The following is a 13642-nucleotide window of genomic DNA, read 5'->3' on the forward strand; positions in this document are numbered from 1 at the left end:
CTGATTAACTGTATGGAGGCATTATGGAAATTGCACTGTTGATTTTGATTGTAGCCGTTATTTTTATCGTTACGGCACTCAAGGTTGTGCCACAACAAAATTCCTGGATAATTGAACGACTGGGAAGGTTTCATGCGGCCTTATTACCCGGATTGAATGTCGTCATCCCGTTTATCGACAGAGTCGCCTACAAACATATGCTCAAGGAAGTCCCTTTGGATGTTCCCAGCCAGATTTGCATCACTAAGGACAACACACAGTTACAAGTAGACGGTATTTTATATTTTCAGGTAACTGACCCCAAACTTGCATCTTATGGCACCAGTGATTATGTGTTGGCGATTACTCAGCTCGCTCAAACCACGTTGCGCTCAGTGATAGGAAAAATGGAACTGGATAAAACATTTGAAGAGCGAGAACACATTAATGCAGCTGTCGTTGCCGCACTTGATGAAGCAGCTACGAGCTGGGGTGTGAAAGTATTACGTTACGAAATTAAAGATTTAACCCCGCCCAAGGAAATAATACACGCAATGCAGGCTCAGATTACTGCAGAACGTGAGAAGCGAGCCTTAATCGCCGCCTCAGAGGGTCGCAAGCAGGAGCAAATTAACATAGCCACCGGTGAACGAGAAGCATTTATTCAGAGATCAGAAGGTGAGAAACAATCTGCAATTAACCGCGCACAAGGTGAGGCTGAGGCCATTAAAGCAGTAGCTTCGGCAAATGCCCAAGCCATTCAACAAATTGCGCAGGCCATACAATCAACCGGTGGTATGGAAGCAGTTAATTTCAAAGTGGCAGAACAATATGTAGAAGCTTTTGCTCGTGTTGCAAAAGAGGGCAATACACTCATACTACCAGGCAACCTGGCAGATCTGGGAGGATTAGTTGCGACGGCCATGAGTATTGTAAAAAGTAAAAAATAATCTTTAAAAGGGATATAAGTATTATAAAAGCCTTATTTATCATGCAGTTAATGTGAGTTTTAAGGAAACAGCGTCATGAGTATTATGATTGACACCAGTTATGATATTCTGCGCTGTTTTGATATTAATAAGTTCATTCTGGTAGAACGCATGGCCATAACTGAAATCCATGCTTAGATTTTCCAAAATTTGGTACCCAACTGAAGAACCAACAGTCAAACTATCACCTGTACCTATTTGAAACCTCCCGTTTGAAGGGGACTGATTATAGGTTCCCGCTACTCTGAACTTCCATTTTGACGACAAATTATAAATAGTTCCCAGGGTCAAAAGCCAACTGTTGTAAAAATTATAGTCTATACGAGCCTTAGGAACGATAAAGGCCCGACGTCCCGATTGAGTTGCAAAATTATAAATATAAGCCTCTTTAAATATATTCCACTGGAGGTATTGAATGGTTCCTATAAAACCAAGTTTTTCATTTAGAAAATGACTTAGCGAGAGAACACTTCTCGCAGGAGTCCAGAATTTAAAATGAAAATCATCCGAAGAAATAAACTGCGGGCTGGTTATTGTGCTGGTACCATGAAAATGATAAGTAATAGCACTGCGATAATTAAAACCCAAAGTGGTACTTTTACTCATTTGAATCAAAATCCCCAAATCACCTCCTAAACTATTTGCTTTACTATTATTCAGACTTCGGCTATCAGGAATATTTAAACGGGTCACGCCTGAAACAGGCTCTTGAATTAAGTGGGCATGAGTAATATTAAGATTTCCTCCTATTGAAAGGAATTCATTGATTTTAATGCCAATCGCCGGTACTAAATCCACATCTTTAGTTTGATTACGTGCCTGAACGTAACGAAGAACAGAATGATCATCCAGATCCCGATCAAAATCATTGGCTACGATAGCAAAACCTGCAGCGAATTGATCATTTATGGGGAGACTGACGTACATGGAAGGTAAAGAAAAATTTGATTTTGACGTGACTGTTCCGAACTCGGTAATACCAAACGGTACTTGTTGAGCGCTCCCGGTAAATTGAGATTGTGCTCGTGCCAGTGTGCCCAAAAGGATAAGTTGCTGATGAGGAATAACAGTTAAAGCTGCCGGATTAAAATAAACAGCGGTAGCGTCCTTAACTACAGCTGCTCCAAGTGTTTGTTCAATAAACGAGGCATATAATGACCCGCTTAATAACAGAAGCCCTAAAGTCACATAACGCATGATACCTTTTGATCTTGCCATCAACGTCCAGGTTAAAGATATGCCCATGTTCTGATTGTAAGATCATTTTTGAGGTAACAGACACTTAAGTCAATATGTATTGTATAACATAGGATATTTTTTGCTTCACTTATGCAGTTATAGTAAATTAAAATTTAAAAGTCTTATATATCTGTTTTAATTGAAATTTTGCAGATAATTTTTTTTGCTGGTTTAATCAATAAAATTTGGTTGCTCTAATTGACTCCCTGGCGCAAGCGATTGCTCATGCTTTACAGGAGATCGTTTAAATTTTAATTTACTATATTTCTTGCTGCGGCATCGGGCGCTCCTTAACTGCATGCTCACTTGGGCTGTTGCTATCGTCCTCGGTATTGTGAACGTACTGTTGAGCCAACATTAAATAGGGTTAAACCCTTTTAATGCAGCTGAGTTTTGTGCATCAAGAGCTTCTCTCAGGATATCTCTTTCAATAAAGTTAATTCTTTTGGCAAGAGAACCCTGGTTATTCTCTAGGGGAATAAGTTTAAGCACCTGAATTAATTGTGGAACATCTTTAATAACGCCGCTATCAATAGCTCTGACGACGTCTGCAATTTCCTTAGTATGGTGTCTATTCCAATGACCAGAAAAAAACCGTGCAATAGATGAATCACCCTTAGTGTAATCATTTAATAATTCTCGAGCTACTCTTAAAGGCCCTTCGCTGTGGAAGCAATTTGCAATTTCAATATAAGATGCTGGCCGTGGGAGAACTTTTTCGGAAAGTACTTCTTTCGTATAAGGGGTATAGGATAGACTTGATTGAAACAACGCGTTTATTTCCTTTATGAAACTTTTTTGAAAAGCTACTATTCTCTCGATAGGATTTGATAACAATTTGTTGTCTTCAATATCTTCCTCAAGGTCTTCATATATCGAATCTAAGGTTGGGGAAGCTATATCTAATTTTTTGTACATATCTCTAAATGGCATTATTGTCGAAATATGGGTTATTGGTGAAAACTCCCGTTGAAAATAATGGGCGGTTGCTCTAAAAACCAAGATGTCGAAATCCGCTTGATTAATTTTGGGCTGTATGGTCTTATGTTCTTCATTTCGTACCTTAAAGGAGTTCAAATACTCGATACCGGTTTGCTTCTTTTCTTTAGCTCGAAACATAAACATGTTTTACTCCTAGATTAAAATTTTTTAACTACTTAACCTCCTATCAATCGATTAACTCAACTTTATTCTGTACAGTACCAGATTAAAAAATGGAGACCTGGTTAATCAAATATCGAAGGTAAATTCATTAATTAATTCATTCTATATAAGTAAAATGAGCTGAGTATTAAGTTTGGGGTTAATTTTTTAATAATCGTTATATGAAATTTATATTAAAACAATCTCCTGAAAAACATGATCAATCGCTTGAGCCAGGGAGTGAATTAGAGCAACCAAATTTTATTGATTAAACCAGCAATAAAAATTATCTGCAAAATATCAATTAAAACAAATATAAGACTTTTAAAAATTAATTAACTGTACGTGAACTGCATGGAGGATATACGCTATAGTAAAATGAACATCTTTTGATAGAGAATGCTATGGCAGACGTGATTAATCTAAATAAGAAAAGAAAAGCTAAAAATAAAGTAAAAAAGGAAAAAAAAGCTTCTGAAAATCGCGTTAAATTCGGAAGGACCAAAAAAGAAAAGCAGATAGAGCAACAAGACGATGAACGCAACCAACGACATCTGGATGGTCACAAATTGGAACAAATAGAAAAAAATAAAGACTAGGGGCTGGTGACATTTCACCGTCCCTACCCCATTATCGTCACCCTCCGCGAAGGCGGAGGGTCCATTTTTTATCATTTTGTTTGTGATTCACATCACTGCTCTATTCATGTGTACCCAAACCCTTTTAATCAATTTGAATAGAACAATAGTATACAACGTTCCCTGCTTTATAAGTTGCAATGTACTGATATGTATATATTTTTATGGGTTTTTAGTATCGGACTTACCATACATGGACCCTCCGCCTCCGCGGAGGGTGACGGGAGCCGCAGAGAGTGAGGGAAGCGCAGAGAGTGAGGGAAGCGCAGAGAGTGAGGGGAGCCGCAGAGAGTGAGGGAGCCGCAGAGAGTGAGGGAAGCGCAGAGAGTGAGAGGAGCGCAGAGAGTGAGGGAAGCGCAGAGCGTGAAGGAAGCGCAGAGCGTGAAGGAAGCGCAGAGCGTGAAGGAAGCGCAGAGCGTGAAGGAAGCGCAGAGCGTGAGGGGAGCGCAGAGAGTGAGGGGAGCGCAGAGAGTGATATATAAAAGATTATAATCGTTCAGAGATAAACCCACAGCACATAGGCAGAAGGTAAAATGCTTACAGCCCCTTAAAATCCCAAGCTGAAGCACTCTTTCCTTATTTTTGAATATCAACTCTTGTACGTATCTCTATACATCTTAATTTATTCAAGTAAATAAATAGATAAAGCTCCTTTCGCTCAACACATTAAATCATTCAAGCCTGTTCTTCTGATTAAACCGCTTTAGGTTTCAACTCATTGGTACAGACGATTCTAACTTTTATGCTCCCCGAATGAACTCAATAATTTTTCTTAAACAAATCAAAGAGCTATTAAGAAAGAGAGCATTTTACCCTTTTTGCAGAATAAAAAATAAAAACGATATACACATTGTGCATACCTCATACATCAATTAACTTCCATTCGTCACTCAGCATTAATCCTGAACAAATAGAATAAGAAATAACAGACAAAGACCTTTCTTTGTACTTCATGTGTCAGGAGAAAGAAAATGCAAACCATTGAAGAGTGTATTTCTGAGTTTGATCGATTAGTTACCGATGGTATAGAAAAAGCAAAGATAACGAGCTTACTAAATCAAAACACTTCCGAAGCGATGCAAGAAGCTTGCAGATTAAATTTTGAATATTTAAAACAAATTGTTGCGTTAAAAGATAGCATTGATAGTTTACCTGATGGCACTCCCAATAAAGAAAAATTAACCAACCGTCTTCTTGAACATTGTCCATTGAGGTGGATCGAACAGTTTAAGCAAGGAACCTTTACAGAATCACTAGAAGATTTTGCCGCCTTTCGCAGCGAGTTTTATAAAGAGGTGCCTCAAAGTACCGTTGAGTTAAGGACCTGGGGAACCAGGGAAGAGCTAAGTAATGGGTTACGCAATGTGATACGGCAAAAGATTCAAGGAGAAAATATTGGTCATGCTTCATTAATGATAAAAATTCCTGTCAATGAAGAAAATAAAGCGCTGGTTGAAAAATACTGTTTGCATGAGAATGGCGGGTTAAAAATACCTCATTCCATTAAACGTACAGGTAATGGACTGGTCTATGAAATTTATTGGAGTTATTGGCCAGATCAATTACAGACACGGAAGTACGATATTGATAATGAGCGCAGCGGTTTTGAATTTAAAACACAATCTGATGTACTAGACAGTATGCCTCTTGAATTGAAGGAACGGCACATATCTCAAAAAAATACAAAAGATCTATTTCAAAATCAACATACAATTAATCTTGCACCGGTCGCTGTTCCATTAGTACCAACAAAATCTTACGATCAATTGCATCAAGAGTTTATAAATTTGAAATTAACAAGATACAAAAATAGAGAAGAGCAACACGCTCTGGCCATATTAAATAAAAATTATTTTAGTAAAGGCTGTGAGTTTTTCCCTGACTCAGAGGCGTGGGAAGAAAAAAGCATTAAGCCCTCATCAAATTTTCTAACATTATTGGCACGATTTAAAAATGAAATGTCGGATAAAAAATTGATTGCCCAGATATTGGTAGACAAGAAAATTACCAGAGCTCAAGCAGAGTATATTAATAACGAGCTTTTACGATTATTTGAAAAAAAATGGGGAGAAAGAACTGAACTATCCAAAGAAATTGAAAGAGTATCGAACGAGATCTATACACCAGCAATTGAAATTAAAAAACTCAAAAAAGAAATTAAAGTATGGCGTCAAAATTTGGCTGAACATAAACAATTGAAGGACTTATCTAATGAAATTGAAACATATAAAAAGGAACATAATGGTGAAGTATCTGATAGACAACTGAAGAAGTGGATGAGTACTCAAGAATTTTCTGAGGAGGAAACAAAAAAAATACTTGAGCAACCAGACCCACAAAAGAAAATAAATGCATTAGAGTTAAAAATTGCAAAACTGATAGATGATCTTCCCAACGAAGATGAATTAAGAGAAAAAATCAGTAAAGCTGACGAAAAACTACAAGCCATATATAAGTCTCCAAAGAAAGAAGTAGGAGGTATTTATGCCAAGAAAATTGACGAAAAAAATGTTCATATTGAATATGTTAAATCAAAAATAAATGAATTTCGTCAAACAACAGATAATCAAAAAGAAAAGACTAGCAAATCAGCAGCATATTGTCATGACAAGATTCAAGATCTGGAAAAATTATTAACAAAGTATGATGCCGACAAAGAAGCTTCTCAAGAACGAATTAACAAAAAAATACATGAACTTGAATCAATATCTGTAAAAGTAGAAAAAAGACAACGAAAAAAAATCGCTAAGATTGACGATACAATAAAACAATTAGAGGAAGCATTAGAATATTATGATGAATTTAATGAAGAATACAATTTTGAAACTGAGGGCATGGATATTGAATACAAATATCACAAATCTCGCACCGAAAAGGAAATAGAACAATTTGGTGATACACGAAACTTTTGGCATCTTCAAAGTAAAGAAGATTTGGTTGAACTGTTGAATATCTTAAAAGAAGACAAGAAGAATGCAGAGCAAGGCAAACTATCAAGACCAACAAAATTTATTTATAACCGAGATAAAACTGAAGAAGAAATCGCGCGATATGGAAATAAATCTCTTCCAGACAGTAAGGACACGATATGGGAACTCTCTAGCACCAAGGACATTAAAGAGTTAATTGCAACCTTACATCAAGATAAGCTTCAAGTTAAACCGATAGAGTTTTCTTATGGTAAGATCGAAGAGAGAACGAAAACTGATGAAGAAAAAAATACGTATGGAAATTTAATATATCCATCACGAGGTGAACGTCATTGGTCTATAAAAAGTAAAGAAGACCTAAGTAAATTAATCGAGATTATCAAGGAAGATCAGCGAAAACTCCAGGAAAATTTGTTGGGAAGTTCATTTGATTTTAAATACGCGACATCAGAAGTACACCAAAAAACGGACGAAGAAAGAGAATCTTTTGGAAATCTAAAGTATGTGGATTCTAATGAACACTGTTGGAACATTAAGAATATCGCTCATGCCGAACAAATGATTCACATTATGGAAGAAGATATAAAAAAACTGGAGGAACAAGTAAGCCTTATTGCTAAAAAAATTGAGGACATGAAGTTACAATCAAACGGTGAAGAATTAAGTAGTGATCAAATAATCAGAGGAGCACCAACAAGAAATGTAACGTTACATGATTTTAATATTGAAGACATGTTAAAAACTGCCAGTGAGCTCGCTGCCACCACATCTGAATTTCACTTAATTAAAGAGAACTGCTCCACAACCTCGATGAAAATATTAAACGCGGGGGCACCAAAAGAAATGGCTCATATGTTTCAATGGACAGAAAATACAGTTGAGAATCCTGCTTCTAATGCTTTTCTTACCAACCCACAAGCGGTCTACTCGGCAGCTGCTGTAGTTTCAAAAGCTCAAGAAGGTGATCCAGAGGCAATAAAACATGTTCAAACAGAGGCCAATCGTACACCAAACGAAGAATATTATACCAAATTAAATCAATTATTAGCTTATAGAGATGATGAGACCGAATTGCGAAATCAAATTAAATCGAACATTTTTGGCTATCTTAAAATTCTTCCTCAATTGATTTGTGACTTGGTGGTTAGAACAAACAAACAGCATGCTCCTAAAGAAGAACAGGAAATCGATAGTTATTTGAACAAGCTTAATGAATCGATTAGAGCATTAAACTATTCCTTAATTGAGCATGGAAATCCTTTAGTAGCAATCCAATATATGAATGAAAAGTTACAAGAAGATCGGAAAGCTATCCCCTTCTTCGAGGAACAGACGCTACAACTGGTCAGAAGTTATATCTTGAATATAGAATCAAAAAGTGAGCAAACAGAAGACGAAATAAAGTTGATCGAGGCATACAATAACATTATTAAAGAAAGAAATGAGCGCATATCTTGTGTGGAATTAGCGGTATTAGGAAATACAAATCCTGATAGCTACCTAATCAATAGAAATGACCAATCTGCACATTTAACCTGGGCTAATACCCCATCCTTGCAGGCAGAGATTGCATTTGCAAAATTTAGTGATGAGTATCAAAAATTACATGCTGGAAAGTACTTTCAGTACCTGCGTTACAATTTTTTAAACCTCATTCCCCAAAATGCTTCCAATATGGAAAAATTACAAATAATTCAAAAGCACATTGACGAAAATCCTTCTTCTACCTCTGCTCAGGCTTGGAATAACTGTAAATTTACCAAGGAAACCTTGGAGTTAGTAGGTGCAATGAAGGAAAGCCAATCATCAGAGATCAATCCACCTAATATCTCGGAAAATACAATCCAAAAAACACTTAGTTTTAAACAAATGTATTTACTGGAAATTAAAGAAGGACAACAAGAGAGTACATTAGATGAGTACACCACGCCTTCCATGTGTTCTTAATAAAATGCATCCCGACGCACTAATTCAATATAAATTCCGATGACTTGGATGTCTCGGAATCTATATTGATCGCCAGGATATTGATAGGTCTCTCAGAGCCGGCTAATTAAATCAACTCATTTTCGTAAATATTATTCCAAATACGCTTAATTAGATCATTAAGTAACAAACTAATAGTCAATAGAACTGTAGAGGCCAAACCAAACCTGCATTTTAACGCATAGTCATCACTCTATGTGCAATAGAAGTAGGTTCAGCAACAGCATAAAAAAGCGTTCCCATAAAAAAATCGTACAAATTTTGTCTGGTGAGAGCGCCACCGCACAAATTCATGATGTTAGTAAACGCTACTCTCTGAAGCGGTCGTAAAAGAGCCCGTAATAGTTCATCTGTACATGTTTTAGAACGTTTTTTCCCCAACTGTTCCACTAAACCATCAATATCCTCTTGTTGCAGAATTTCACGTCCATTCATGAGTTGATTTATCATACTCTCCACACGATCTTCATGGGCTTCATGGTTTGGATTAGCTACATTCTGGTTAAATATAGCCGTATGAGATTTGGGATGCGTTAGGTCGTGAACCTCTTCAACAGGAGGTTTTACTTTTTTTGTCCCAGCGATCCCCCCTCCGATAACAAGAAGAGTATTGAGATAAGCAGAAAGAGGTTCAAAACCTAAATCTTTAAATCCCTGAACTACTGTTCCAAAACTTAGCGTTGATTTATTTTCAGCGTCAAAAAAACTCACATGCCGCATTAGACCCGTTCTGTTCGCTAGTTTTTCCTTAAAATAGGCTTGAATGGCCTCTCGATATTCTCTCGGATATAGTTTGGCTTGCTTGTCCAAATATTGTGCCAACACATCCTCCGATTTAATATTTGCTAAAGCAACTCGGAACACATGGGGTTTAAAATCAGATGATTCCTCCAAAAAAATGGGTTCATCTATCAAATTTTGTTGTTGTACTGGAACGCCGAGAAAACTCAAAAGATTAGGCATATCGCTATTCCTCTCTATTTATAATGTTGTATAACTAGCACTATTAATGCGTTCACAGGATACAGCAATGCCTGATGGCATTAAACGTGGAATTGAATTTTAGTGGAATTGAAATTTAAAAGACAAAAAAAAAAGCGGCTAAAAAGCCGCTTTTCTGTAATAAAAGCCTGGCGATGACCTACTTTCGCATGAGGAGACCTCACACTATCATCGGCGCATGTTCGTTTCACTTCTGAGTTCGAGATGGGATCAGGTGGTTCCAAACCGCTATTGTCGCCAGGAAAACTGTTATCCTTCGGATTGGTGATTTAATCTAAATCACAAAGCCCAAGGCCTGGTAAAGATTTGAGGTAACACATTCTACTCTAATTTATCGTCTGCTTCTATAACCCAAAGCAACTCAGATTATATGGTCAAGACAATCAGCCAATTAGTACAAGTTAGCTTCACACATTACTGCGCTTCCACACCTTGCCTATCAACGTCGTAGTCTTCAACGGGCTTCATGGGAAAACTCATCTTGAGGGAGGCTTCCCGCTTAGATGCTTTCAGCGGTTATCCCGTCCGAACTTAGCTACCCGGCGATGCCACTGGCGTGACAACCGGTACACCAGAGGTTCGTCCACTCCGGTCCTCTCGTACTAGGAGCAGCTCCTCTCAATTTTCCTACGCCCACGGCAGATAGGGACCGAACTGTCTCACGACGTTCTAAACCCAGCTCGCGTACCACTTTAAATGGCGAACAGCCATACCCTTGGGACCTGCTTCAGCCCCAGGATGTGATGAGCCGACATCGAGGTGCCAAACACCGCCGTCGATATGAACTCTTGGGCGGTATCAGCCTGTTATCCCCGGAGTACCTTTTATCCGTTGAGCGATGGCCCTTCCATTCAGAACCACCGGATCACTAAGACCTACTTTCGTACCTGCTCGAGCCGTCACTCTCGCAGTCAAGCACCCTTATGCCTTTACACTCTTGGTACGATGTCCGACCGTACCGAGGGTACCTTTGTGCTCCTCCGTTACTCTTTGGGAGGAGACCGCCCCAGTCAAACTACCCATCATACACTGTCCTCATCCCGGATTACGGGACCAAGTTAGAACCTCAATAACAACAGGGTGGTATTTCAAGGTCGGCTCCATAAGAACTAGCGTCCTCACTTCACAGCCTCCCACCTATCCTACACAGTTATCATCAAAGTCCAGTGCAAAACTATAGTAAAGGTTCACGGGGTCTTTCCGTCTAGCCGCGGGTACACTGCATCTTCACAGCGATTTCAATTTCACTGAGTCTCGGGTGGAGACAGTGTGGCCATCGTTACGCCATTCGTGCAGGTCGGAACTTACCCGACAAGGAATTTCGCTACCTTAGGACCGTTATAGTTACGGCCGCCGTTTACCGGGGCTTCGATCAAGAGCTTCTCCGAAGATGACCCCATCAATTAACCTTCCGGCACCGGGCAGGCGTCACACCCTATACGTCTTCTTACGAATTTGCAGAGTGCTGTGTTTTTAATAAACAGTCGCAGCCACCTGGTCTCTGCGGCCCTCACCAGCTTTGTTTTGTAAAAAAACTAACCAGCAAGGGCGTACCTTCTCCCGAAGTTACGGTACCATTTTGCCTAGTTCCTTCACCCGAGTTCTCTCAAGCGCCTCAGTATTCTCTACCTGTCCACCTGTGTCGGTTTGCGGTACGGTTCTCTATAGGTTATGGCTAGCAGCTTTTCCTGGAAGCCGAGCATCAATGACTTCTCTGTACACCGAAATGTCAGAACCACTTCGCACCTCAGAGTTAACAGGAAACCGGATTTGCCAAGTCTCCCCTCCTACATGCAAGTACCAGGACAACCAACGCCTGGCTCATCTAGCTTTCTTCGTCCCCACTTCACCACCTATAAAAAGTCCAGGAATATTAACCTGGTTCCCATCGACTACGCTCTTCAGCCTCGCCTTAGGGGCCGACTCACCCTGCTCCGATTAACGTCGTGCAGGAAACCTGGGACTTCCGGCGTGAGGGTTTTTCACCCTCATTATCGTTACTCATGTCAGCATTCGCACTTCTGATACCTCCAGCAGACTTCTCAATCCACCTTCATCAGCCTACAGAACGCTCCCCTACCACGTGCACTTAGTGCACATCCGTAGCTTCGGTGTATGGTTTTAGCCCCGTTACATCTTCCGCGCAGGCCGACTCGACCAGTGAGCTATTACGCTTTCTTTAAAGGGTGGCTGCTTCTAAGCCAACCTCCTGGCTGTCTATGCCTTCCCACATCGTTTCCCACTTAACCATAACTTTGGGACCTTAGCTGACGGTCTGGGTTGTTTCCCTCTTCACGACGGACGTTAGCACCCGCCGTGTGTCTCCCGTGATTCAATTAACCGGTATTCGGAGTTTGCATCGGTTTGGTAAGCCATGACAGCCCCCTAGCCGAAACAGTGCTCTACCCCCAGCAATCATTCACGAGGCGCTACCTAAATAGCTTTCGGGGAGAACCAGCTATCTCCGGGCTTGATTAGCCTTTCACTCCTAGCCACACGTCATCCGATAATTTTTCAACATTACCCGGTTCGGACCTCCAGTTGGTGTTACCCAACCTTCATCCTGCACATGGCTAGATCGCCCGGTTTCGGGTCTACTCCCAGCGACTCGCGCCCTATTCAGACTCGATTTCTCTACGGCTTCCTTATTCAGTTAACCTCGCCACTGAAAGTAACTCGCTGACCCATTATACAAAAGGTACGCAGTCACACATCCGAAGACATGCTCCCACTGCTTGTACGCAAACGGTTTCAGGTTCTATTTCACTCCCCTCTCCGGGGTTCTTTTCGCCTTTCCCTCACGGTACTGGTTCACTATCGGTCAGTAAGTAGTATTTAGCCTTGGATGATGGTCCACCCATCTTCAAACAGGATTTCACGTGTCCCGCCCTACTTGTTCGCGTGCTTAGTTCCTCATCAAATCTGCGTATACGGGGCTTTCACCCTCTACGGCCAACCTTCCCAGGTTGTTCTACTCCATTCAATGATAAATCACACCAGGCTCTTCCCCGTTCGCTCGCCGCTACTTAGAGAATCTCAATTGATTTCTTTTCCTTCGGGTACTTAGATGTTTCAGTTCCCCGAGTTCGCTCTCATAACCTATGTATTCAGTTATGAGTGACCGTGCAAGCACAGCCGGGTTCCCCCATTCGGACATCTACGGCTCACAGCTTGTTTCCAGCTCCCCGTAGCTTTTCGCAGGATTCCACGTCCTTCATCGCCTCTTACTGCCAAGGCATCCACCGTTTGCGCTTCTCTTCTTGACCATATAATCTCAATTACCTCAAGACTATATGCACATACAAATAAAAAATATGAGTTCGCTTGTGTTACCTCTTTCTTTACCAAATTTTTAATGAACTTCTGGCTATACCAGATTAAAATACTCTGCTTGCGCAAATCACTTTAATCTAATACTCCATACTGATGAAGATATTGGTGGGTCTGGGTGGACTTGAACCACCGGCCTCACCCTTATCAGGGGTGCGATCTAACCAACTGATCTACAGACCCAATTCTTTAGCTGCTTTCGTGCTTTACCAATTTTGTTTATAGATTGGGCCCATAGCCCAACAAACGATCTACATACAACTATGATCTTTTATTGGGTTATGAGCCCAATCCTATTTTCGGTACAAAAACACTGCTGCAAAATCTCTTTCTTCATCTGAAAACAAACTGTGTGGGCGCTTTGGGTCGTTTGGTGCCTCTATATTAAGGAGGTGATCCAGCCGCA

At 40.1% G+C, this 13642-nt stretch carries 7 protein-coding genes, 1 tRNA gene and 2 rRNA genes; 4 read left to right on the forward strand and 6 right to left on the reverse strand.

The window, feature by feature from the left end; all coding sequences use genetic code 11:
• Nucleotides 1–23 precede the first annotated feature (23 nt).
• Nucleotides 24–929, forward strand: a complete 906-nt coding sequence (locus tag Lqua_RS03270) for an SPFH domain-containing protein (RefSeq protein ID WP_058472854.1) — start codon at nt 24–26, stop codon at nt 927–929.
• A 39-nt stretch (nt 930–968) separates the two neighbouring features.
• On the opposite strand, the gene Lqua_RS03275 is transcribed toward Lqua_RS03270, so the two are convergent.
• Together Lqua_RS03275 and Lqua_RS03280 are read right to left on the reverse strand one after the other, a co-directional pair.
• The gene (locus tag Lqua_RS03275) at nt 969–2186 is read right to left on the reverse strand and encodes an OmpP1/FadL family transporter (RefSeq protein ID WP_083501252.1); all 1218 of its coding nucleotides are present in this window, start codon (nt 2184–2186) and stop codon (nt 969–971) included.
• 378 nt (nt 2187–2564) lie between these two features.
• Nucleotides 2565–3332, reverse strand: a complete 768-nt coding sequence (locus tag Lqua_RS03280; RefSeq protein WP_058472855.1) for a DUF5617 domain-containing protein — start codon at nt 3330–3332, stop codon at nt 2565–2567.
• A gap of 422 nt (nt 3333–3754) precedes the next feature.
• Between Lqua_RS03280 and Lqua_RS03285 the strand changes: the two genes are divergently transcribed.
• The 3 genes from Lqua_RS03285 (at nt 3755) to Lqua_RS03295 (ending at nt 8865) form a co-directional block, all read left to right on the forward strand.
• Nucleotides 3755–3949: a DUF4169 family protein gene (locus tag Lqua_RS03285; protein ID WP_058472856.1), complete on the forward strand. Its 195-nt coding sequence runs from the start codon at nt 3755–3757 to the stop codon at nt 3947–3949.
• 293 nt (nt 3950–4242) lie between these two features.
• Nucleotides 4243–4470, forward strand: a complete 228-nt coding sequence (locus Lqua_RS03290; protein WP_133141080.1) for a hypothetical protein — start codon at nt 4243–4245, stop codon at nt 4468–4470.
• Nucleotides 4471–4959: 489 nt separating this feature from the next.
• Nucleotides 4960–8865, forward strand: a complete 3906-nt coding sequence (locus tag Lqua_RS03295) for a hypothetical protein (protein WP_058472858.1) — start codon at nt 4960–4962, stop codon at nt 8863–8865.
• A gap of 213 nt (nt 8866–9078) precedes the next feature.
• Here the strand turns inward: Lqua_RS03295 and Lqua_RS03300 are convergent, their stop codons facing one another.
• The 4 genes from Lqua_RS03300 to Lqua_RS03315 form a co-directional block, all read right to left on the reverse strand.
• A complete protein-coding gene (locus Lqua_RS03300) occupies nt 9079–9867 on the reverse strand; it encodes a caleosin family protein (protein ID WP_058472859.1) in 789 nt (262 codons plus the stop codon).
• 165 nt (nt 9868–10032) lie between these two features.
• Nucleotides 10033–10148, reverse strand: a 5S ribosomal RNA gene (rrf, locus tag Lqua_RS03305).
• Nucleotides 10149–10276: 128 nt separating this feature from the next.
• A 23S ribosomal RNA gene (locus Lqua_RS03310) occupies nt 10277–13172 on the reverse strand.
• A gap of 170 nt (nt 13173–13342) precedes the next feature.
• A tRNA-Ile gene (locus Lqua_RS03315) sits at nt 13343–13419 on the reverse strand.
• Between the last annotated feature and the right edge of the window lie 223 nt (nt 13420–13642).

Origin of the sequence: Legionella quateirensis (assembly GCF_001467955.1) — a bacterium.
In the GTDB taxonomy this organism is placed as follows: Bacteria; Pseudomonadota; Gammaproteobacteria; order Legionellales; family Legionellaceae; genus Legionella; species Legionella quateirensis.